This is a genomic window from Vibrio sp. 2CM40D (assembly GCF_023161825.1).
In the GTDB taxonomy this organism is placed as follows: Bacteria; Pseudomonadota; Gammaproteobacteria; order Enterobacterales; family Vibrionaceae; genus Vibrio; species Vibrio alginolyticus.
Genome location: NZ_JALNTL010000005.1, coordinates 168,464 through 191,571, shown reverse-complemented (window position 1 = coordinate 191,571; position 23,108 = coordinate 168,464). Strand labels below are relative to the sequence as shown.

At 42.4% G+C, this 23,108-nt stretch carries 21 protein-coding genes; 13 read left to right on the top strand and 8 right to left on the bottom strand.

From position 1 onward, the window contains the following. Positions 1 to 65 precede the first annotated feature (65 nt). The gene (locus MTF70_RS13235) at positions 66 to 2,768 is read right to left on the bottom strand and encodes an SLBB domain-containing protein (protein ID WP_025768328.1); all 2,703 of its coding nucleotides are present in this window, start codon (positions 2,766 to 2,768) and stop codon (positions 66 to 68) included. A 64-nt stretch (positions 2,769 to 2,832) separates the two neighbouring features. Further along, positions 2,833 to 3,351 (bottom strand): outer membrane beta-barrel protein, encoded by a 519-nt coding sequence (locus MTF70_RS13230; protein WP_205461461.1) that lies wholly within the window; start codon positions 3,349 to 3,351, stop codon positions 2,833 to 2,835. A gap of 405 nt (positions 3,352 to 3,756) precedes the next feature. Between MTF70_RS13230 and MTF70_RS13225 the strand changes: the two genes are divergently transcribed. The 13 genes from MTF70_RS13225 to cysN all read left to right on the top strand — a co-directional run bounded on the left by MTF70_RS13225 (position 3,757) and on the right by cysN (position 17,621). Further along, positions 3,757 to 3,975 (top strand): hypothetical protein, encoded by a 219-nt coding sequence (locus tag MTF70_RS13225; protein ID WP_005395817.1) that lies wholly within the window; start codon positions 3,757 to 3,759, stop codon positions 3,973 to 3,975. A gap of 69 nt (positions 3,976 to 4,044) precedes the next feature. Continuing rightward, positions 4,045 to 4,725, top strand: coding sequence for a YjbF family lipoprotein (locus tag MTF70_RS13220; RefSeq protein ID WP_054729019.1), 681 nt, complete (start codon positions 4,045 to 4,047; stop codon positions 4,723 to 4,725). Further along, positions 4,722 to 5,480: a capsule biosynthesis GfcC family protein gene (locus tag MTF70_RS13215; RefSeq protein WP_161440704.1), complete on the top strand. Its 759-nt coding sequence runs from the start codon at positions 4,722 to 4,724 to the stop codon at positions 5,478 to 5,480. Before MTF70_RS13220 ends, MTF70_RS13215 begins: the two co-directional genes overlap by 4 nt. Then, complete coding sequence (locus MTF70_RS13210; RefSeq protein WP_161440703.1) at positions 5,477 to 7,669, top strand: YjbH domain-containing protein; 2,193 nt, start codon at positions 5,477 to 5,479, stop codon at positions 7,667 to 7,669. The genes MTF70_RS13215 and MTF70_RS13210 overlap by 4 nt, the downstream gene beginning before the upstream one ends. A gap of 148 nt (positions 7,670 to 7,817) precedes the next feature. Beyond that, entirely contained in the window at positions 7,818 to 8,759 is a 942-nt protein-coding gene (rfaD, locus tag MTF70_RS13205; RefSeq protein ID WP_005379462.1) for an ADP-glyceromanno-heptose 6-epimerase, read from the top strand. Positions 8,760 to 8,885: 126 nt separating this feature from the next. Continuing rightward, a complete protein-coding gene (gene lpxM / locus MTF70_RS13200) occupies positions 8,886 to 9,872 on the top strand; it encodes a lauroyl-Kdo(2)-lipid IV(A) myristoyltransferase (RefSeq protein ID WP_248394048.1) in 987 nt (328 codons plus the stop codon). Continuing rightward, the gene (locus MTF70_RS13195) at positions 9,869 to 10,591 is read left to right on the top strand and encodes a glycosyltransferase family 25 protein (protein ID WP_053307407.1); all 723 of its coding nucleotides are present in this window, start codon (positions 9,869 to 9,871) and stop codon (positions 10,589 to 10,591) included. Before lpxM ends, MTF70_RS13195 begins: the two co-directional genes overlap by 4 nt. Then, complete coding sequence (gene waaF / locus MTF70_RS13190; RefSeq protein WP_053303377.1) at positions 10,588 to 11,643, top strand: lipopolysaccharide heptosyltransferase II; 1,056 nt, start codon at positions 10,588 to 10,590, stop codon at positions 11,641 to 11,643. Before MTF70_RS13195 ends, waaF begins: the two co-directional genes overlap by 4 nt. After that, positions 11,637 to 12,881 (top strand): lipid IV(A) 3-deoxy-D-manno-octulosonic acid transferase, encoded by a 1,245-nt coding sequence (gene waaA, locus MTF70_RS13185; RefSeq protein WP_205461463.1) that lies wholly within the window; start codon positions 11,637 to 11,639, stop codon positions 12,879 to 12,881. Before waaF ends, waaA begins: the two co-directional genes overlap by 7 nt. Beyond that, positions 12,881 to 14,617: an SLC13 family permease gene (locus tag MTF70_RS13180; protein ID WP_205461465.1), complete on the top strand. Its 1,737-nt coding sequence runs from the start codon at positions 12,881 to 12,883 to the stop codon at positions 14,615 to 14,617. The genes waaA and MTF70_RS13180 overlap by 1 nt, the downstream gene beginning before the upstream one ends. A gap of 29 nt (positions 14,618 to 14,646) precedes the next feature. After that, the gene (gene cysD / locus MTF70_RS13175) at positions 14,647 to 15,561 is read left to right on the top strand and encodes a sulfate adenylyltransferase subunit CysD (protein WP_049534422.1); all 915 of its coding nucleotides are present in this window, start codon (positions 14,647 to 14,649) and stop codon (positions 15,559 to 15,561) included. Positions 15,562 to 15,563: 2 nt separating this feature from the next. Then, entirely contained in the window at positions 15,564 to 16,193 is a 630-nt protein-coding gene (gene cysC, locus MTF70_RS13170; protein WP_053808652.1) for an adenylyl-sulfate kinase, read from the top strand. Between the two features lie 12 nt (positions 16,194 to 16,205). Then, positions 16,206 to 17,621 carry a sulfate adenylyltransferase subunit CysN gene (cysN, locus tag MTF70_RS13165; RefSeq protein ID WP_205461467.1) on the top strand — a complete coding sequence of 472 codons (1,416 nt, stop codon included), beginning with the start codon at positions 16,206 to 16,208 and terminating at the stop codon, positions 17,619 to 17,621. A 37-nt stretch (positions 17,622 to 17,658) separates the two neighbouring features. Here cysN and MTF70_RS13160 read toward each other — a convergent pair whose 3' ends face one another. Genes MTF70_RS13160 through rfbB form a run of 6 tightly spaced genes read right to left on the bottom strand, consistent with a single transcriptional unit; the run spans position 17,659 to position 23,075 of the window. After that, positions 17,659 to 18,534: a glycosyltransferase family A protein gene (locus tag MTF70_RS13160; RefSeq protein ID WP_170893632.1), complete on the bottom strand. Its 876-nt coding sequence runs from the start codon at positions 18,532 to 18,534 to the stop codon at positions 17,659 to 17,661. 12 nt (positions 18,535 to 18,546) lie between these two features. Further along, a complete protein-coding gene (locus MTF70_RS13155; protein WP_170893631.1) occupies positions 18,547 to 19,347 on the bottom strand; it encodes a sulfotransferase in 801 nt (266 codons plus the stop codon). Continuing rightward, a complete protein-coding gene (locus MTF70_RS13150) occupies positions 19,344 to 20,033 on the bottom strand; it encodes a WbqC family protein (RefSeq protein ID WP_170893630.1) in 690 nt (229 codons plus the stop codon). The genes MTF70_RS13155 and MTF70_RS13150 overlap by 4 nt, the downstream gene beginning before the upstream one ends. 21 nt (positions 20,034 to 20,054) lie before the next feature. Continuing rightward, a complete protein-coding gene (locus MTF70_RS13145) occupies positions 20,055 to 21,137 on the bottom strand; it encodes a DegT/DnrJ/EryC1/StrS family aminotransferase (protein ID WP_170893629.1) in 1,083 nt (360 codons plus the stop codon). Then, positions 21,127 to 22,011, bottom strand: coding sequence for a glucose-1-phosphate thymidylyltransferase RfbA (rfbA, locus tag MTF70_RS13140; protein WP_054576842.1), 885 nt, complete (start codon positions 22,009 to 22,011; stop codon positions 21,127 to 21,129). Before rfbA ends, MTF70_RS13145 begins: the two co-directional genes overlap by 11 nt. Beyond that, entirely contained in the window at positions 22,011 to 23,075 is a 1,065-nt protein-coding gene (rfbB, locus tag MTF70_RS13135; protein ID WP_205461469.1) for a dTDP-glucose 4,6-dehydratase, read from the bottom strand. The genes rfbA and rfbB overlap by 1 nt, the downstream gene beginning before the upstream one ends. Positions 23,076 to 23,108: the final 33 nt, after the last annotated feature.

The window sequence follows — 23,108 nt, the reverse complement described above, 5'->3', positions numbered from 1 at the left end:
CGCTATGATTTTGTGGAAAAGGACTACAACTCTACTATTAATTTGTATATCAAACGATTGATACGCTACTTTAGGGCATTAATCGCAACACCCGTCTGATAAAGAATCTGCGTTGCAGCAGTCCAAGTACTTAATGCATCACGGTAATCGGTGTCAATTGGCACAACAATAGTATCGCCAGCTTTTAACCCTTCTTTATTGTTCCCGAACCAATAACCTGATGATGGCTTGTAAACAGAACCATCTGCACGCACTACAAAAATACGGTCTTCATCCGCTTGTTTCTTAGCTCCACCCGCTTTGTTCAAGTAATCATCAACATCAAGTTTGTTGTCTAACAAGTAGGTAATTGGAACCTGAACTTCACCCATAATCGATACAGTATTGCGGAAGGTTGGGACAAAGAGGAAGTCTCCATCTTCTAGCATAAAATCTGCTGAACGCTCACCCTTTAAGATGCGATTTAACTGTACCACCATACGGCCAAGTGCTTTGCTGCGACTTGCTTCTTCAACAAATGCTAACGTTTTTTCTGGGTCTGAAATTACAGAACCTATATTGCTATCTGCTCGGAACGTTTTCTTCGCGGTTTCTTTACGCATATCTGCGGCGTATTGATTTAAAAGCTTCTGCTCTTGTAAACGCAATGCTTCACGCGTAAATATTGCTCCTTGAGGGTGAGCAAACTCTGTCAGACCTCCAGCTCTGTCCAATAACTCACTTAAGGTTTCACCTTGGCGCACGGTATAAGTGCCAGGGAAGCGAACTTCACCCTGTAAAGTGACTGTGCTTTGTAGCTTCACATTTGGCTTTTCTAAGATGTTCAAACGATCTCGTCCCACGATAACTGCATCGTCTGAAGCACTGCCTTGAATTGCTTTACGCAGATCAATACGTTCAACATCAATATAAGCACGCTCATCCGCATTATTAATCGCGGTTCGTGCAAGTTCTGCATTAATTGTAAATGCGTTGTAAGTCAAACCACCAGCTGCTTCAATAAGCGTTGATACCGTCATTCTTGGAGTAATCGGGTAACGCCCTGGGTGCTTCACTTCACCAAAGACTTCAGCAATTTGAGGGGCTAGTCCCAAACGAGACTGTTGCTGAAGTTGTAACAACACAGGGGCAAGTAAAGTGCGACGAGTATTTTGCTTCAGCTTTTCAAAGTCTTCCTCTGTAATCTCTTTACCACGGAAAATGATTTTAGCTGGTTTCGCCTGCTCTGTGGTGCTCGGGTTGTTCAGCGTACCGTTTGCTGAATGCGAAACGGAAACAGAAGAGCTCATCACTTCTTGCTCTTTCTGTTGTTCCAGCTCAGCTTGTTCTTGCGCTTGCTCCAATGTTTTTGCTTTTGCAACAACCTCTTGTGTTGCTAATGTATCCAAGTCTTCGTTATTAAAGCGGTTGAAAACCAATATACGATCTCGTGATTGTAACTGGAGGTTGTCTTGGCTACCTGGTGATAGAATTGCGTTGGCTAAGCTTAGTTGGAACACTTCAATATCACGTTGCGAATTAATCTCTCTTACCACAACCGCATAGTTAACATCAGCTGTAGAATTAAAAGCTGAGTCAACAGATTTGAAAAGATCAGCAACACGAAGACCATTGCGCCATTCCACATAGCCAGGATGACGAACATCTCCCTCTATCTGTACGTAACGAGTAAGTTCTTCACTTTTTTTTAAGATCTTGATGGCATCGCCATTTTTAACTTTACTCTGTCGATCTTGCGTTTTATTGAAATCAAGCGTCAGAGCCTCACGAGCGCCATGTGAAGCGTAGCGTTTTATCTCCAATTGCTCGACATGGGCATTCGCAGTAAAACCACCAGCCATCTGAATAAGTTGCTGGTATGTTTCACCTTGCTTGACTTCATAAATTGCAGGGCGGTTGATTTCGCCTTCTATAGACACTGTATCGTTAACAGAACCGATTAAAACAACATCATCCGGAAGTAAGCGCACATCATTACTTGCATCACCTTTTAGTAACAGGTCATACATATCCAACTTACGAATGATTTTACCATCACGCTTTAACTGGATATCTCTCAGCGCCCCACTTTCACTAAAGCCGCCGCTGTAATAGATAGCTTGTGAAATTGTCGTCAATGCGCTAACCGTGTAGGCTCCTGGTTTATACGCATCCCCCATGACAAACACTTGCATGGTGCGCAATTCACCCATTGAGATATCACTGCGCACACCAATCATTTGTTCTTTTACTCGTTGAGTCAGAGAGTCACGCACATCGGAAAAATGCATGCCTGCAACATTTACTGGCCCAAGTGAAGGGAAGTTGATTGTGCCCGCACGATTTACGCGTAAACGATGCGTTTCATTATCTTTACCAAATAACTGCACAATGATTTCATCACCTGCACCTACAGTGTAATTCGCTGGAACTGGAACATCACTGATCGGAGCAAAAGTACTTGGAGAACCAGAAAAAAGATCTAAACCAAAACGTTTTAACTCTTCTTGTTCACCTTTTTTCATCCATTGTTCTTCTATATTGGAAGATAATGCGCCACTAGCTTCAGATCTAGGTTGGATTACTTGCGGATTTTCGTAAGGAGACTTGTTTGAAGACGAACTAGAAGGAATGGAGAAACCATATTTACTCGCCAAGGCCTGTTGTTGATCGGCGGGTAGATTTTGAAACATTTTAATTTGTTCTGGAGTGGGCGTTTGTGCTATCGAATAAGACGCAAACGTATTTGCCAATATAAAAACGGCAATAGAGAAATATCCTTTAAACATGGTATGTCACTATAATAGTTGAATAAAAGACCCTAGCCCCAAGTTTGAGCTCTAGGTATTTAAATTAGAATCGGTGCTGAAAACCCAGTGTAATCGAGTTAAGGCGAACTTGGTCTTCAGAGATGTTATCAACGAACTCAAATATCACCGCGCTTTGGTTGTTTAAAGCGTAGTGCATACCTAACCCAAAACTAAATCCTTGTTCTTTATGAGAACCTACATTTTGTAGATCAAGCTTAACGCTTGAATATCCAGCTAAACCATAAAGTGCAACTCGCTCTGAAACGGGCATATTCAACTTAACAAAGCCGCTCAAAACGCTATCAACGGCAAGACCACTGTCACGTTGAACTGATGTTCCATAACGCCCTTCTAAGCCAATATAGTCATTAAAGAAATAACCAGCTTGCGCACTAAGAAGGAAAGGGCTCCCCTCTTTTACGGACTCAGAAGACGAGCTTTTCAATTCTGCATTTGAGTAGCTCACTAAAGCGCCTGCGTAAAAATCTGCTGACGCTGAAAAAGAACTCAGGCTCAAGCCCAGTGCACTAAGTATTCCCAAACAATGCTGCTTTTTTATCACGTAAAAGTTCCTAGTACTGGTAATAATATGGACTGCTAAGACAAAGTTAAGCGTGCTATGCAGGCCAATAAATACTGAAGAGCTGGCACGCTACCGCCCTGAGGCGTTGAGCGTAAGCCACTGTATCGCTTTCTATATGGTGTAAGTAAAAACGACCTATTGACTCCAAACCTCTAGTTCTGGAGGAGATAGGCCGACAAATTATGCACTCTTGATAGTTTATCAGCAAGCAAGGGAGCAAGATAACCGCGCAATGTCACGCTGGTGTTAGAAATGAGATCATAAGCCATGGCAAAATAAGAAACTATTTACATGCTAAGGCTTTTTTATCTAGAATATAATTTGGAGCATTTTTTATGCTACCAAACATCGATGTTTTTTATACCGGATACACAAGGATTAATAATGAAGAATACAGCTCTAGCTATTCTTATGGCTCTAAGCGCATCAACTGCATTTGCAGCAGAAGAAGCAGGCTCAACAGGCGCTGCGTCTGCGTCAGCAACTGGCACTACAGCTGTAGGTGTAGGTGCAGCAGCAGCAGTAACTGTAGTAGCAGTTGCAGCGTCAGATAGCGACTCAACATCTACTTCAACATCTACTTCTACTTCTACTTCTAACTAATTTCGTTTTGTAGAACAGAAGCCAATCGCCCTGATTAAGTCAGGGCGATTTTATTTGTAAGAGGGATCAATGAATATCTTCCGAATACCTAAATGGATACGCCAACTCCTCATTCTTCCATTACTCCTTGTACTCTTTGGCTGCACACAGAAATTCAATGATGTTTCAGCAACCGTCCAAGAAGCCTACGGTAACTACATCGATGTCGAGATGACATCAGAAGAAATAAATGCAGTTCCTTATGCCAGTGCCTATTTGAAACTTGGAAATCAAAAACAGGTGTTTGTTGTTTTAGCTTTTGCGGAACGAAACCCTCTCAATGGAAAAATACAACTGAAATGGGTAAGTGCTGACAAAGCTATGATCGTTACGGAGAATGGGCATATCGTCAAAACGATTGGTCTACAGAGTGGGGACTTAGCAGGTGTTTACGGTGACGTTCCAGGTTTTTCTTTAGACTCAACCTCTGTCAACTACACACTTTCATACGATTGGGCAACACAATACCGTTATGGCTTTCCTGCAAATATAACGCGTTCTTACTCAGGCCAAGAAACGTTAACAACACCTATTTCTAGCACTATGACCAACGTATATAAAGAAGTTGTTGAGTTTAGCAGTCTTTCTCAATCGGTCGAAAACTACTATTGGGTCAATGAACAGGGTCAGGTCGTTAAAACCTTACAACACCTAGGGCCAAATATGATTCCGGTTGAGTTAACCATTTTGAAGGGATATAGCAAATCATGAGCAAGCAACTACTCACATTATTCGGTTTGGTCATACCGCTTTTGAGCATGCCTAGCTTCGCTCAAACAGAAACCTCTGCTATGCAACCATTAAATGTTGAATTGCTAGAAGCAGGCAAACGGCTACAATTTCAAGGGCCGGCTCGTTTAGAAAGTGTGTTAGCACTTGCTAGGGAGCAAAGCGTCTCTCTGCAATACTCTCTTGGTACCACTTTGTTTGATAAATCGGAACGCGCCGAGAAAACCTCTACCGCTTTAAAGAACTCGGTGCTCAATCAAATGATTCAACACAATTTGGTCGCACATCCATTCTACAAGTTCATTCAGCAGCAAAGCTTTGCACCGCGTTTACTGTCTGCGATCGATGTTGATAAAATTCGACTAGATAAATTCGACAACCCACTGTTGCGCGGCGATTACCTGCTCGCTAGCCCTCTACGCGAAGAAAAAGTGTATTACTTAGGAAACCTAAGTAGCGTGTATTCCGTTAAGGCGCAAGCAGGCATCCCTTTGCAAAGACAAATAGAGAATTTGAAAAATAACATTGGTGCGTTATCAACACCGCCAGTGTTGATCTACCCAGATGGTCACGTAGTTAAGCCGCATCACGGAGCTTGGTTAACGACACAATATTACTTACCACCTCTGACATTGGTATATATTCCGTTTGGTGATCTTGAATACTCCGAAATGGACCAAGATATTGTCCGCCTACTCACTCAATTGATACCAAGCTCCACAAAGAGACCACAATGATGCCAATTAGAAAAAGCTTAACCCTTTCTTTAATGGGCCCTGCATTGGTTTGGGCTCAAGATATACCCTTTGAGGCTCCCTCGTTACAGCCTTCTCAATCTGATTTTGGTGGTGTTGGTTTAATGCAGATGCCAACCGGACGTATGGCTCCTGAAGGGGAATTCAACTTTTCTGTAACAGGTAGTGATGAGTACCTTTTTTACAATGTGACTCTGCAACTTATGCCGTGGCTAGAAACAACCATCCGTTACACTCAAGTTAACGACCTGCCTTATTCATCATCCTTCCCCGATGTTGACAATGAATATACAGACAAGGGGATAGATTTTAAATTTAGATTATGGGAAGAATCTGAATACATGCCAGAAATCGCCCTAGGGGTACGAGACTTTGCTGGTACTGGTCTTTTTGATGCTGAGTTTCTTGCAGCGACAAAACGATATTCTAATTCGAAATTAGGTACTTTTGATTTTACTTTAGGTATGGGCTGGGGCTACCTAGGAACTAGAGATACGGTCACAAACCCTTTTTGTAAAGCATCAGACAAATTCTGCGATAGACCTTCAGAATTTCTATCTACTGGCGGAACAACTAACTTCGATAGAGCCTTTAAAGGCCCTGCTGCCCTTTTTGGTGGTATTGAATATCAGACTCTTCATAAGCCTCTTCGCTTCAAGCTTGAATACGACGGTAACGATTACAGCACAGACTACCCTGTAGTTCAGGCCGGTGTAGATATGTCTCCCCACACGCCATGGAACTTTGGTGTGCTCTACCGTATCGGAATGGCCGATTTTCGTTTAAGTTATGAACGCGGAGACACGTTGGTCGCGGGCTTAACGCTAAACACTAATTTCAATGACATGCCATCATTCTGGCGAGATACACCAACACCAGAAATCGAAGATAGCCAGCCTGAAGAACTGTCTGATGTTGATTGGGAACGTGTAACAGAAGATTTAGACAAAATTGCTGGTTACCAAAACACGCGTATTTATGTTGATGACAATACAGTAACTGTCGTTGGTGAGCAGAAGAAATATCGTGACCGTACAGAGGCACACGAAAAAGCGGCAGCTGTACTCCATAATGAAATGCCTGACGATATTGATACCTATGCGATCAATGAACGTAGCCGAGGCTTAGTCGGCGAACAAACGATTATTTCCAAAGAGAAATATCGCGACTTTGCCCAAGTTAATTACATCAATCCGAAAATAGAAGATGCAACCTCAAGGGCTACTACTAAGCCAACGGGAGAATCTATCTACGATGGTTTTGAACGTTTTGATTGGGGCTTTGCACCTAAACTAGTTCAAACTCTCGGAAACGCTGAAGATTTCTATCTCTTTAGTGTAGGGCTAAGCGGTAATGCCTCATACTGGCTGACGGACAACCTTGAAATTGGCGGTTCGTTATACTGGGATTGGTATAACAACTACGATAAGTTTATTTATGTCACTCCACCTGATGGCACTACCGTTCCTCGTGTTCGCACCATGTTCCGCGCTTACCAAAATGAACATGCTGTAACCATGTCAAACTTACAATTGACTTGGTTCCAAGAGTATTCCGATACGATGGATCAGCAATTCTACGCGGGTTATCTGGAGAGCATGTTTGCCGGAGTTGGTACCGAGTTTCTTTACCGACCGCAAGGAGCTAACTGGGCGATTGGCGCTGACGTCAACGTAATTTCTCAACGTGATCCACAAAGTTACTTCGGTGTTTACGACGAGAAATGGCAAAACGTGCCAGAATATGGACGTCCGTTCCAAGTTATTGATAAAGGCTTCACTGGTTTTGTATCTGGTTACTACTACCCTCAATGGGAATTCCTACAAGATTTGATGATCCAAGTCGATGTTGGTCAGTTCCTAGCTGGCGATGTTGGTACACAAATCAATGTTTCTAAGCAGTTCAAGAGTGGCGTAATTGCTGGCGCCTTTGCCTCATTTACAGACTTGTCTGCGGATGAATTTGGTGAAGGTAGTTTTACCAAAGGTTTCTACTTGTCGATTCCATTTGACATCATGACCGTTAAGCCAAGCAACAATCGTGCGAACTTTAGTTGGCAGCCTCTTACTCGTGACGGAGGACAGAAACTCGGACGTAAATACAGCTTGATTGAGTTGACCGACGAGCGAAATCCTTGGTATCAAAGGCCTAACCGTTCGGATGTGGAATAATAAAGTAATCAAGGGAGCTGCGGCTCCCTTTTTCATATCTAGATACTGAGTCATAGAAGACTCAAACCTATCTTCCTGCTTCCAATAGCGCTACTTTTCGTTTCTTGCTAGAATTCCTGAGAAAATTTTAATCTATGGTGGAAGTTCTATGATCATCGTAACTGGTGGCGCTGGCATGATCGGCAGCAACATTGTTAAAGCACTAAACGAAGCTGGTATTAACGATATCCTGGTTGTCGACAACCTAAAAAATGGCAAAAAGTTTAAGAACTTAGTTGATCTGGACATCACAGATTACATGGATCGTGACGACTTTCTGACCCAAATTATGGCGGGCGATGATTTTGGTCCGATTGAGGCAATTTTCCACGAAGGTGCTTGCTCTGCAACGACTGAGTGGGATGGTAAGTACATGATGCTAAACAATTACGAGTACTCTAAAGAGCTGCTGCATTACTGTTTAGATCGCGAGATTCCATTCCTATACGCTTCTTCCGCAGCCACTTACGGCGATACAGAGACTTTCGTTGAAGAACGCGAATACGAAGGCGCACTGAATGTATACGGTTACTCGAAACAGCAGTTTGATAACTACGTTCGTCGCCTATGGCAAGATGCTGAAGAACATGGTGAGACCCTTTCTCAAATCACCGGCTTCCGCTACTTCAACGTATATGGCCCACGTGAAGACCACAAAGGTAGCATGGCATCAGTTGCATTCCACCTAAACAACCAGCTTAACGCAGGTGAAAATCCTAAATTGTTCGCGGGCAGCGAATCATTCAAACGCGACTTCGTTTACGTTGGTGATGTATGTAAAGTAAACCTGTGGTTCTTAGAAAACGGCGTATCAGGCATTTTTAACTGTGGTACTGGCCGTGCTGAATCTTTTGAAGAGGTAGCAAAAGCAGTTATCAAGCATCATGGCAAAGGCCAAATTGAAACCATCCCATTCCCTGAGCACCTAAAAGGCGCTTACCAAGAATTCACACAAGCGGATCTGACCAAACTGCGCACCGCAGGTTGTGATGTTGAATTCAAGACAGTTGCAGAAGGCGTTGCCGAATACTTAACTATCCAAAACAGTTAAGCACCACAAGGTGGTAGAACCATAACCTGCCACCTTTACTCAAGTGCAATAGCCTGTATCATTCCTAACTATCTTTTTCTCATTTAAACCACTTCGCCCGTACACGAATAGGTAACTAGACACGCCATGACAATAAAACGTGATGACTTCGACCCCAAAGCATATAACCCTGAGTTTAAGCGCCACTTTCTGTCGCCTAAGTACTGGGGCACGTGGTTAGGTGTTATCTTATTTTTACCGTTATCATTAATGCCACTGGGTTTACAAAAGTGGTTGGCGAAAACCATAGCCAAAAAACTGTCTAAATCCCACAAAGGTCCAGCTCATCGAGCGAGGGTTAACTTTGAGCTGTGTTTTCCGGAAAAATCGTTCCAAGAACGTGAAGCTTTGATAGAAAAAACACTCTACACAGCGGCCATGTTCTTTTTTCGCTTCGGGTTACTAAGTTTACGCTCACCAAAATGGCTTCAGAACCGTTGCCAAATTCGCGGCCTAGACATTTTACGACAGCACATTGATAGCAACGAAAATGTAATTTTAATGGTTCCCCACTCTTGGGCTATTGATGTGCCTGCTATCTTGCTCGCTTCAATGGGAATGCCAGTTTCTGCAATGGCGAAGAAGCAAAAGAATGATGTTGCTGACTGGCTGATGCACAAGCAAAGGGTCCAATACGGTGGTCGTGTTTATGAACGCTCAGGTGGCATTAAGCCTTTTCTGAAATCCATTCGAGATGGCTATGTAGGGTATTATCTACCCGACCAAGATCACGGCCCAGAGCATAGTGTGTTTGTAGATTTTTTTGCAACACGTAAAGCAACGCTACCTGGTTTAGGCAAAATTGCGAAACTATCACGCTCAAAAGTACTGCCTCTATTTGCGTCGATGAACACTGAAGATGGTACGTTTGATATTGAGATTTTACCAGCGTTTGAGCTGGATAAAGGCGAAGAGCAAGACGCTCGTACCTGTAATGAAGCCATTGAATATTTTGTCGGTGATAAACCCGAACAATATATGTGGGTACTACAGTTGCTGCACTCTCAAGAAGGCGGCAATAACTATTACAATTTGTTTAAACTAAGATATAACAGCGACTGGAAAGTGCAGTGAAAGTATTTGTCGTAAGCTTGGCTCGATCGCTGGATCGCCGAGAACGTATTGAAGAAAAGTTAAAACAACAAGGCATTACGTTTGAATTTTTTGATGCAATAGATGGCTCTGTTGACCGTTTTCTTCATTCAGAAAAAAGTCGTCCTACCATTACTCTACGCCGCAAAGGGTATCAATTAAAAACCAGTGAAGTCGCCTGTTTTGCAAGCCATTACGAGTTGTGGGTTCGCTGTGTTGAGCTTGATGAACCGATCGTCATCTTAGAAGACAACGTCGACCCCGTCGAAGGGCTGAAGCAAGTACTCGAACATACCCTTCCATTGACTTCTAATTATGACTACATCAAGTTGTCTGCCACTCAGAAGCGTGTATTCACCCCAATCGTACCTATTGATGATAATCATATGCTAGGGGGATACTCAGCAGGCACTTGTGGTACCACCGCTTATATCGTCACACCTAAAGCAGCCTCAAAGTTTGTTATGCATGCTCAAGAGTTTATTGAACCAGTCGATGACTACATGGAAAAACCATGGAGACATGGTGTTCAAGTTTACAGCGTGTCTCCAGATCTCTTTACTAGAGCAGAGATTGCTTCGACGATTGGTGGTAAAAGAAAAGATAAATCCAAAATGACTCTTGCGAATAAAATATACGCTGAACTTTTTAGAACTTATGAGTCAATTTTGAAATTCCTATACTGGAAAAACAAAGCATGAAGATTTTAGTCATTGGCCCTGCATGGGTCGGCGATATGGTAATGTCGCAATCGTTATATATTGTATTAAAGCAACGCCATCCAGATAGCCAAATTGACGTTATCGCTCCAGGATGGTGTAAACCGATTCTTGAGCGTATGCCAGAAATCCATCAAGCGATTGAAATGCCTATCGGTCATGGTGAGTTTAACTTATTAGGCCGCAGGGAAATTGGCAAATCATTACGTGAAAAGCAATATGACCACGCCTATATCTTGCCTAAATCAGCGAAATCAGCACTGATCCCATGGTTTGCCAACATTCCTCTTCGTACTGGCTGGAAGGGAGAAATGCGCTATGGTTTATTGAATGACTTACGCCCTAACATGAAGTCTTTTCAGTATATGGTAGAGCGCTATGTAGCGTTAGCTTATCCAAAAGCAGAAATGGTGGATTCTAACTCTCTTGGCGGGCTTGAAACTTTACCTCGCCCACGCCTTGCAATCAACGAAGCAGAGCAACAAGCCACGATCAAAAAGTTCAACTTAGCCCAAGACCAACCAATTATTGGACTGTGCCCAGGAGCAGAGTTTGGTCCTGCCAAAAAATGGCCCGAAACACACTACGCTGAAGTTGCGACGCAAATGGCTCATTCTGGACATCAAATCTGGTTGTTTGGTTCTCAAAAGGACTTAGAGACTTGTAACAATATTCGCGCACTTGTTCCGACGCAATTCCATGAGCACATTCATGTTCTGGCAGGCCAAACCAGCTTAATTGAAGCAGTCGATCTCCTTGCTGCATGTAAGACTGTTGTCGCGAATGACTCAGGCTTAATGCATGTGGCAGCTGCGGTTGGTTGTAATGTTGTTGCCGTTTATGGCTCAACTTCACCGAAGTACACCCCCCCACTCGCAGAAAAAGTGGAGATTGTTCATACCGATATTGATTGTCGCCCTTGTTTCCAGCGTGAATGTCAGTACAAACACCTTAAGTGCTTGACAGAACTTTCGCCTAAGCAAGTGCTAGATAGTATCCAAAAACTTGACGCCATTACGATAAGCTCATGTTAGTTCGCATTATTTATACCTTACTACTCGCCCTAGCGTCACCGCTGCTTTTATTTGGTTTGTACAAGAGCAAACCAAATAAGCCTAAGTTCGGCTCTCGCTGGAAAGAGCACTTTGGCATAACCCCCAAGTTAAAAAGCAACGACAAACCTATTTGGATACATGCCGTATCTGTTGGTGAAAGCATAGCAGCAACACCTTTAATCAAAGCCCTTAAGGAACAAAACCCCGAACAATCTATTCTAGTTACAACAACAACAAGTACGGGAGCTGAACAGATTGCTAAGTTGGGTGATTTAATTGAACACCGCTATATGCCAATTGACTTTGGGTTCGCTATCAAAGGTTTTCTTAAAGCAGTGCAGCCAAAACAGATGTTGATCATTGAGACTGAGCTGTGGCCAAACACGCTTCACCATGTTTACAAAGCGGGTATCCCTATAACAGTCGTGAATGCTCGCCTATCTGAAAAATCGTGTCAGAACTACGCCAAAATACAGCGGCTTTTTAACCAGCTTCATCCATGCCTAACTCAAGTACTCTGCCAAACGGATTCAGATGCAGAGCGCTTCGAACGCTTAGGCGTTGAGAAAAAGAAACTATCCGTTACTGGCTCGATTAAGTTCGATATTCAAATATCAGAGCAAGTGAAACAGCAAGGACAGCAGCTTCGAGCCCAACTTGGAAACGATCGTCCGATTTGGATAGCAGCTAGCACCCACAAAGGCGAGGACGAACAGGTATTAGATGCACATAGACAAGTTTTAAAGTCTCTTCCAAATGCTTTACTCGTTTTGGTTCCTCGCCATCCGGAACGATTTGATGATGTGTTTGCGCTTTGCCAAAATTCCGGCTTCAATAGCACCAGAAGAACCAATGCTGCAATAGTTAACGCCGATACACAGGTATACCTTGCTGATACTATGGGTGAAATGCTGATTCTCCTTGGTGCCAGTGATGTTTGCTTTATGGCTGGGAGTTTGCTTGGGGATAAAGTTGGTGGACATAATGTGCTTGAACCAGTCGCACTCAACGTTCCAGTGATATCAGGCCCTAGTTACTTCAACTTCAAAGCGATTGTAGAAGACATGATTGCTCTGAATATTATAGACATTACCGATAAAACTCAGCTAGCGAGTAAAGTACTAGAGCGCTTTCAACATAGTAACTCTCAGCAAATGAGTGATTTTATTCAAGGCTATTTAAACTCGACTCAAAAAACAATTGAAGCAATTAAATAATGTCACAGACCCATTCAGCCTACTTTGTCATTACCGTTTTTGTGATTGCAATAATTGCCCTTGTCACAAGGTATCAAAACAAACCTGAAAAGGTTTTTGGAGTAGTTTTGCTTGTTTTATATAGCAGCAGATCCGTATCGACAGAGCAACTCATTAGCAGTATTGCCAATCCTGGCGTACTTACGCTGGTACTACTTATCATCTGCTCGCTAGCTTTAGAAAAGACCTCACTACTTCGTAGAATCTCGCAATTAGTCATCAAACCTAGCTATAAATCTACCTGGGTTCGACTGTTCTCGATAACCACATTGTCTTCAGCATTTCTAAACAACACAGCGGTGGTCTCTACCATGATCGCCCCAATACGTGCCAATGCCCTTCACCCAGCCAGCAAACTGCTACTTCCCCTATCTTTTGCTGCCATCCTTGGCGGAACACTAACGCTGATCGGCACTTCGACAAATTTAATCGTCAACAGTATGGTGCTCGATGCTGGGCTACCTAGTCTCTCCTTTTTTGATTTTTCACTTGTTGGCAGCATTGTTGTACTTGGGTGCGGGCTCACCCTGTTTTTACTTAGCCATTGGCTACCTAGCAACATTGAACGAGCAGATACTCAAGCTCAATACTTCATTGACGCTGAGGTAGAACCAAACTCCCCACTTATCGGTAAAACTATTCAGCGCAACGGGCTGAGAAATCTAAACTCTCTGTTTTTAGTCGAGATTCATCGCCAAGGAAGAACTATTTCACCAGTATCACCACATGAGTTAATAGAGGAAAATGATCGCCTATTATTCTGTGGAGAGATTAGAAAAGTAACTCAACTGAATCACTTCCCGGGCTTATCACTCTTTGCTCATAAAGGCGAAAGACTAAGTCATGATCTCAAAGAGGTAGTGTTACGCCCTGAAAGTGCTTTAGTAAATAAGACCTTAAAACAAATTGGCTTTCGCGCTATGTTCAACGCTGCAGTTGTCGCGATCCGACGCGATGGCCACACGGTTTCCGGAAAGCTCGGTGAAGTTACCTTAAAAGCTGGTGACTATCTGGTACTCGCTGTAGGTGATGACTATCACCAGCGAAATAACATCGCTAAAAACTTTATCCAGCTCCAAGCGCTAAAAGCCGATAGGCTGCTCAAAGGACCACAAGAAATTGTCGCTGTTCTTGGCTTTTTTAGTGCTATCGCCCTCGCAGCTATGGAGATAGCTCCACTGCTGCACAACCTGATCTTGTTGCTTGGTGTTCTACTATTAACTGGAGCACTGAAAACGAATGAAATTATACGAAGACTACCAGTCCAGATATGGCTAGTCATTTCATCTGCACTTTTGTTGTCTCAGGCATTAGATAACAGTACAGCAGTCGATCTCCTGAAGAGCGCAATGACAGAGCAAGCTGAGTTTATGAGCCCGTTGTCAGGGCTTATCATGGTTTACTTGGTCACTTTATTGCTAACGGAGTTGGTCACCAACAATGCGGCGGCGGCCTTAGTCTTCCCCGTTGCTTATGCCCTCGCGACGAGTCTAGATGCAAATCTTCACAGCTATATTTTAGCTGTCGCGTTCGGCGCAAGTGCAAGCTTTATTAGCCCATATGGATACCAAACCAACTTAATGGTTTACAATGCAGGTCAGTACTGTATCAAGGATTATATAAAGATTGGGGTGCCGATGAGTATTACGTATAGCGGTTTAGTATTAACGGCTATCACAACTATCTATGGCGTTTAACTCCCTCATCGAATCAAAGAGAGGCCGGAATGAAACTTTCTCCACAACGAATGACTCACCTTAAACAGCTTGAGGCAGAATCTATCCATATTATGCGTGAGGTAGCTGCCGAGTTTGATAACCCAGTGATGCTTTACTCTGTTGGTAAAGACTCTTCAGTGATGCTACACCTTGCGCAGAAAGCCTTTGCGCCTGGCATTCCCCCGTTTCCACTTATGCATGTTGATACCACATGGAAATTCAAAGAAATGATTGAGTTTCGTGACTACATGGCGAAAAAGCTTGGTATGAAGCTGATTGTGCACCAAAACCCAGAAGGGCTTGCGATGAACATCAGCCCATTTGTGCATGGCAGCTCAAAGCATACTGATATCATGAAGACACAAGGCCTAAAACAAGCCTTAGATAATCATGGCTTTGATGCTGCTTTTGGTGGTGCTCGTCGTGACGAAGAAAAGTCTCGCGCGAAAGAGCGTGTTTACTCTTTCCGTGATGAACATCACCGCTGGGATCCTAAAAATCAACGCCCTGAGCTTTGGAATATCTACAACGGCAAAGTAAACCAAGGCGAAAGCATTCGTGTATTCCCTCTTTCTAACTGGACTGAGCTGGATATTTGGCAATATATCTACCTAGAGAGCATCGAGATTCCAAGCCTGTACTTTGCAAAAGAGCGTCCTGTCGTTGAGCGTGATGGTATGTTGATCATGAAAGATGATGATCGCATGGAGCTTCGTGAAGGGGAGACGGTAGAACAACGCATGGTTCGCTTTCGTACACTGGGCTGCTACCCATTAACGGGAGCGGTTGAATCTCAAGCAACAACGCTACCAGAGATCATTCAAGAGATGCTGCTTACAACCACTTCTGAGCGCCAAGGCCGTGCCATTGACCACGATAGCTCTGGCTCAATGGAAAAAAAGAAACGTGAGGGTTACTTCTAACTATGACCTCGCCGTATCAAAAGAAGCGCAATGAGTCTGTGAGTGACGATGTGGTGTGGCATAACACCAGCGTAACTCATGAAGATCGTGTTGCGCTTAAGCAGCAAAAGCCTGTTGTACTTTGGTTTACCGGACTTAGTGGCTCAGGAAAATCGACCGTCGCCAACGCGGTAGAAAGCAAGCTATTAGCGTTAGGTAAACATAGTTACCTTCTTGATGGTGACAATGTGCGCCACGGTCTAAACAAAGATCTTGGCTTTAGTGATCTAGACCGTATTGAGAACATTCGCCGCATTGGCGAGGTGGCTAAACTATTTGTCGATGCCGGGAACATTGTTCTGACCGCGTTTATTTCGCCATTTATCTCAGATAGAGAGCAAGTGCGCCAATTAATGCAGCAAGGCGAGTTTTTAGAGGTGTTTGTTGATACTCCACTCGAAATCTGCGAGCAAAGAGATCCTAAAGACCTGTATAAAAAGGCACGCGCAGGTGAGATTAAACACTTCACAGGCATCGACTCTGAGTACCAAGCGCCTATATCTCCAGAAATTCACATCAAGACAGCAGAGCTGTCTGTCGAAGCGTGTGCCGACCAAGTGATTCGAGCGCTCACTGAAAAAGAATACATTTAAAAGGAAGTCATTATGTCTCATAGCTCTGAGCTTATCGCTAAAGACATTGAAGCGTACCTAAACGTACATGAAAACAAAGACCTACTTCGTTTCTTAACTTGTGGTAACGTTGATGACGGCAAATCTACACTGATTGGTCGCCTGCTATACGACAGCAAGCTGATTTATGAAGATCAAATGGCCGCGATCGAAAAAGATTCTCAAAAGTTCAATACGACAGATGAAGCGTTCGACTTAGCGCTACTAGTCGACGGTCTACAGTCCGAGCGTGAACAAGGCATCACGATTGATGTTGCCTACCGCTACTTCTCAACCGACAAGCGTAAATTCATCATCGCCGACACTCCAGGACATGAACAGTACACTCGTAATATGGTTACGGGTGCTTCTACCTGTGATCTTGCGATTGTAATGGTTGATGCTCGCCACGGTATCCAGACGCAAACACGTCGTCATAGCTATATCTGCAGTCTACTTGGAATTAAGCACGTTATCGTTGCCGTTAACAAAATGGATCTGATGGACTACAGCCAAGAGGTGTATCAGAAAATCAAAGCCGATTACCGAGATATGGCAAAGAACTTCAACATTAAGGATATCCGCTTTGTGCCAATCTCTGCTCTAAAAGGCGACAATGTTGTCACTCCAAGTGAGAACATGGATTGGTACCCTGGCGCTACATTAATGAAGCTGCTTGAAACGGTTAAGATTAACCAAGACATCAACACTGAAGTCATGCGCTTCCCAGTGCAATATGTCAATCGCCCAAACCTAAACTTCCGTGGTTTTTGTGGCACCCTTGCTTCAGGCATTGTACAGGTTGGTGATGAGGTTACTGCTCTTCCATCGAACAAAGTTTCTCGCATCAAATCTATCTTTACCTTCGATGGTGAGCTAAAAGAAGCAATGCCGGGTCAAGCGATCACCCTAACGCTTGAAGATGAGATCGATGTGTCACGCGGCGATATGCTTGTCCATTCCAACAACATTCCGGAGGTTGTAGACGCTTACCAAGCTCATATCGTTTGGATGGATGAATCTCCGATGCAAACGCATAAAGAATACCTATTCAAATTTGCGACTAAAACCTGTACAGGTAAGGTTTCTCAAATTGAGCATAAGGTTGATGTCAATACACTTAAGCAGCATGATCATAAAAATACGCGCCTTGAGTTAAACGAGATTGCACTCGCCTCAATAAAGCTTACCGATAAAGTTGCAATGGATGTTTATCAGCAGCTACCTCAAACTGGCGCTTTTATCATTATTGACCGCATTAGTAACGTGACTGTCGGCGCGGGTATGGTGTCATCGATACAATTAAACCATACTGAAGAACCAGCTCGTGTTTACTCAGAAGCAGAGAAAGAGCTCAATGCTTATGTATGTAAGCACTTCCCAGAGTGGGGCTGTGTAAAAATAAACTAAATAAATAGGTGAGCCATAAACATATCGCTCACCTATTTTATTGGGAAGGGTTAGAGAATATTAGATTTCTGATCCTCTCCTTTATCGCCTTCCTTTGAGATTTTCGCGCTCTCTGTTTATATTTTCTTATTCGATTGTTAAATGACTTTAAGTTCACTCCATCCAAGTCTTGTTTTAGTGACTCCAAACTATTGGCCATTGCTAACAAAAAGTCTCTCTGATTTTCGTGTGAGGACGAGGATATCCTTGTTGAAAAAGAATCTTTTTGATTAATTCTATATACAGACATTGGTTCAGGTAAGTAGACTCCGCCTCCCTTTACAGAAGACATAATCTGCATAAAATAGTCCCCACATGGCATTAATTTAATAGTGCTTGATGAAGCTAGGGATAAAGCAGACTTACGGATAAATAAAGATGCTGTTGGGCAGTAATCACCATCTCCTAGTATAACTTCATCAGTAGAAACGTAATGGGTTCCCTCAAAATGATTTGAGACTAGCTCTCTATTGCCTTCTGGGTCCTCTGAGTATGCTGGGTGAAAGCAAAGGTCTATATTTGGGTTCCCCTCTAAAGCATCAAATTGTTTCTGTAGCTTTGTATTATCTATCCAATAGTCATCACCTTCGCAAAAAGCTAAGTACTCTCCTTTAGCCTTTGGTGATAAGTGTGACAATGCTAGAGTTCGGATGCCTTTAGAGTAAAGATTTTCATCAGTATACATTCGAACTATGTTCGAATGCTTTTCACATATCTCATCAATAATTTCTCTACTATTGTCCGTAGAGAGATCATCATAAACAATAACTTCAAATTCGAAATCACAGAACTGGTTGAGAAAGCTATTAATTGTTTTTTCAATATATTTAGAGTGATTATAACAAACACAAAGAATTGAAACTTTAACAGACATATTATTACCGACCTACAAGTAGTGTTCCAACTTACTCTCTTTAACAAAATCCTCTATACGACTTACAATGTCTGCATCAAGGCTATTTTGCCAGCTTATGTCTTTATCCTTGTTTTTGAATACAGAGTAGGTAGTATCAACCTTCTTTTTTGATATAAGAAATGACTTAGTTTGTGAGGTAAGCTCTAGCCCTAGAAAATCGAATATATCTTCAACTTGTTCTAGAGGGTCTTCTAGTAGCGCACTATAGTGCACGAGTTTAAAGTTATCTGGATACAGCTGAGAAAGTTTTTCAAATAACTTTGTAGTCTCCACCCACTTAGACAGACCAAAATATTCTTCTTTTTTCTCTAAGTTTTTCTTGCCTGCATAGATCAACTCTTCTTCCAAAAGCCAGCCTAAATCGGATCTAAATTCTCGCTTTGCATTATACCAACTGCTAATTACAGCTCTCGGGTCTCTAACCAAGCCTAAAACCTTTACATCAGGGCACTTTTTGATCATATTCTCTATAATATGATGGTATCTAACTTCCTTATATACGATAGTACCCAAATGATTGTTCTTTTCGAATATAGGCTTACGACCTTCCTTTCGTTCAGCATCTTGACGAATAAAAGAAGAGTTGGTTTGTGCAATGTTATTAAAAAATGCATCGATATCATCTTTTTTAGAATTTTCATCTAGAAATGATTTAAACTCGTAGGAAAAAAGCGGCTGATATAGATAGTTAACATCAGGAGAGCTATTAATAATCTCACCTAACCAAGATGAACCGGATCTTGGCACAGAATGAATTGCAAATCTTTTCATATTAAATAATCCATCAACTGGGTCTTAGGTACATTAAAAATCATATCAAGTATTGAAAGTCCTGGCTCAAAATCACTTGTCTGAGTATGTGTATATGGTTTTAATGATACATTTAGGAATTCTAGAGTTAAGCCTTGAGATCGAAAGTTCGATTCACTGTATAAATCCCGCCCTCCAGGAGGATTGATATAAGTGTCACCAGCTAATTTAACACAAGTATCTATAACTCTATCTTGTCCTTTAAGATTTTTATTATTCAGACTCGATGAAATTATAATTTCAGTATCAATATCTAAATAAGATTTTATTTTTTCTATAGAGTTTAGAATGAAAAGAAATAGATTATCTTCTTCATCCAACAAAATATCACTAAAAATCTGATATCCTTCATCAAAATTTGGTGACTTTCGATAAGACTCTCTAATCTTATTTAATAGTTTAGTTCTTTCTTTCAAGAATGTTGGAGATATAAAACGCTCTCTAACATCAAGGTAATCAGAGTCTTTCTTAATAGGAATGGTAAAAGTCTCTACTTTCCCTGAAGCACTTAAGTAACGATTACGATTTATCCACCCTTTCTTGGTGTACTGAATATCATCATAAACAATAAATTTATCTACAGAAGCCAAGAGCTGCCAGTAGCCAATATATGGTAAAAAATAAGGCTGCATAATAGCAATTTTCATACTATAAGAACTCTCACATGGTTAATTTAATATCAATTCTATAACTTTACATACTGCTTCAACATCATTTGAAGACATACTGGCATGTAGCGGTAGACAAATAATTCCTTTTGATATCTGCTGACTTATAGGGCATCCAAAGCTCAGATTATCAGGGTAAGCAACATCTAAAGATGGTGTAAAATATCGTCGATGTTCAATATCATGCTCAGACAAAGCATCAAGTAGTCTTTCCTGCTTGTCTTTATCTCTAACGAAAATTGGCATGTAAGCACCGTTATACGACGCTTCGGGTAGCCAAAGAGGTAATTCAACATAAGGTTCTAAAAGCGTCCGGTACAAACTAAACAGGTTGGATCGATGCTCAATTACCTCTTCAATCTGATCAAGTAGTGTTAATCCTACTGCGCATTGGTACTCATTCAACTTTGCATTAATACCTGGCTCGCCTAATTGTCCATTCGCTTGAAGACCAAAGTTAATGAACTCTTTCGCACGTAAATAATCTTCATGCCGCTTGAATACAATTGCACCACCTTCGACTGTATGGAATATCTTAGTGGCATGAAAACTCAATGTACTAGCATCGCCAAAGTTTAAGAGAGACTCCTGACCAACCTTAACTCCAAATGCATGAGCAGCGTCGTATAGAACTTTGACCTTATATTGCTCTGCAATTTCTTTGAAACTCTCAACTTCACAAGGATTTCCATATACATGTGTTGCAACAACACCATCTACTTGAGAATTTGCTTCAAGAGCTGCTTTCAAAGCATCTGGAGATAAGTTATAAGATTTTGAATCGATATCGCAATAGCTCACATCAATACCTTGCCACATCAACGCTGATGAAGTTGCAACAAAGCTAAATGGTGTAGAGATCGCGGATTCAATTCCTAAAACTTTACATGCCACCTGAAGTGCCAGCGTACCATTAGAAACTAACAATAAGTTTTTAACACCCAAAAACGTTTCAAGTCGTCTAGTAAGCTTTTCATGCAATGGCCCAAAGTTAGTATACCAACCACTCTCATTTACTTGAGATAAATAGTTAGAAAGCTTAGTTAAGTCTGGGGCTAATGGGCTGTTAAGTTTAATTGTCATCTTCGCTCACAATGCTTGATAGGTAGATACCATAATTGTTCTTCTTAAGGGCATCAGCTGCCGCCATTAACTTCTGTTTGCTAATCCAACCATTGTTAAAGGCAATTTCTTCCAAACATGCAATCTTATAACCTTGTCGTTTCTCTATCGTCGAAACAAATTGAGCAGCTTCGAGCAAGCTTTCGTAAGTACCTGTGTCTAACCAGGCAAAACCACGCCCTAACATTTCAACATTGAGCTCGTTTGCTGTTAGGTACATTTGATTTAATGTGGTAATTTCCAGCTCACCTCGCTCTGATGGTTCGACTTGCTTAGCTCTACTCACGACTTGGTTGTCAAAGAAATACAGCCCCGTCACAGCATAGTGGCTCTTTGGCTTAGCTGGTTTTTCTTCAATAGAGATAGCTTTTCTGTCGGCGTCAAACTCAACCACACCAAAGCGCTCAGGGTCTTTCACTTGGTAGCCAAACACCGTAGCCCCATTGCCACTCTCTGCCGTCTCAACCGCTTTCTTTAACTTCGGAGTGAACCCTTGTCCATAAAAGATGTTGTCACCCAGCACTAAACATACTGAATCATCGCCAATGAATTCTTCGCCAATGATGAACGCTTGAGCTAAGCCGTCTGGGCTTGGTTGAATCGCGTATTGCAACTCAATGCCAAACTCTGAGCCATCACCCAATAGGCGCTGAAATCCTTCCTGGTCTTCTGGCGTGGTGATGATCAAGATTTCACGAATACCAGCTAGCATGAGTACCGACAACGGGTAGTAAATCATTGGTTTGTCATAAACCGGCAGTAACTGCTTAGAGACACCGCGTGTAATAGGGTAAAGGCGAGTGCCCGAGCCACCTGCTAAAATAATGCCTTTCATTATTCGCCCGCTCCTAATCGCTCTAAACTGTATGAACCATCAAGCACGCGTTGCCACCATTGCGGATTATTGAGGTACCATTCCACGGTTTTGCGAATACCGCTTTCAAACGTTTCTTCTGGCGTCCAGTTAAGCTCTTGAGCAATCTTGGTGGCATCAATTGCGTAACGCACATCATGACCAGGGCGATCTTTGACATAAGTGATCAAAGATTCATAAGACTCTATCCCAGCAGGTTTGTCTGGTCGCAACTCTTCAAGTAATGCACAAATGGTTTTCACTACTTCGATGTTAGCTTTTTCGTTATGACCACCGATGTTGTAGGTTTCACCGACTTCACCTTCGTTGACCACTTTGTAAAGAGCGCGAGCATGATCTTCCACAAACAGCCAATCTCGGATTTGCATACCATCGCCATACACAGGCAACGGCTTGCCATCGAGGGCATTTAAAATCATCAGAGGGATCAACTTCTCTGGGAAGTGGTACGGGCCATAGTTGTTGGAGCAATTCGTGATAAGTGTTGGTAAACCATAAGTGCGTTGCCAAGCGCGAACCAGGTGATCGCTCGAAGCTTTAGATGCAGAATATGGGCTGCTCGGCGCGTATGAGGTGGTTTCGGTGAACAAATCATCCGTACCCTCTAGATCGCCATACACTTCATCCGTAGAAATATGATGAAAACGGAATGCCGATTGGCGCGCTTCATCTAAGCCCGACCAATATTGACGAGCCGCTTCAAGCAAATGGTAAGTGCCCATCACGTTAGTCTCAATAAAAGCAGCAGGACCATCAATAGAGCGATCGACATGAGACTCGGCGGCCAAATGCATCACCCTATCGGGTTGATGCTCTGAAAACACGCGATCTAGTTCAGCTCGGTCACAGATATCTACTTGCTCAAAATAGTAACGTTCACTCTCTGAGACATCAACCAGTGATTCTAGATTCCCTGCGTAGGTCAGTTTATCTAAATTGATAACGGTATCTTGGGTGTCACGAATGATATGTCGGACAACAGCTGACCCAATGAAGCCTGCTCCACCGGTTACTAATATTTTCATTACAAATGTTACCTACGTTAATTTTTGTGCCAT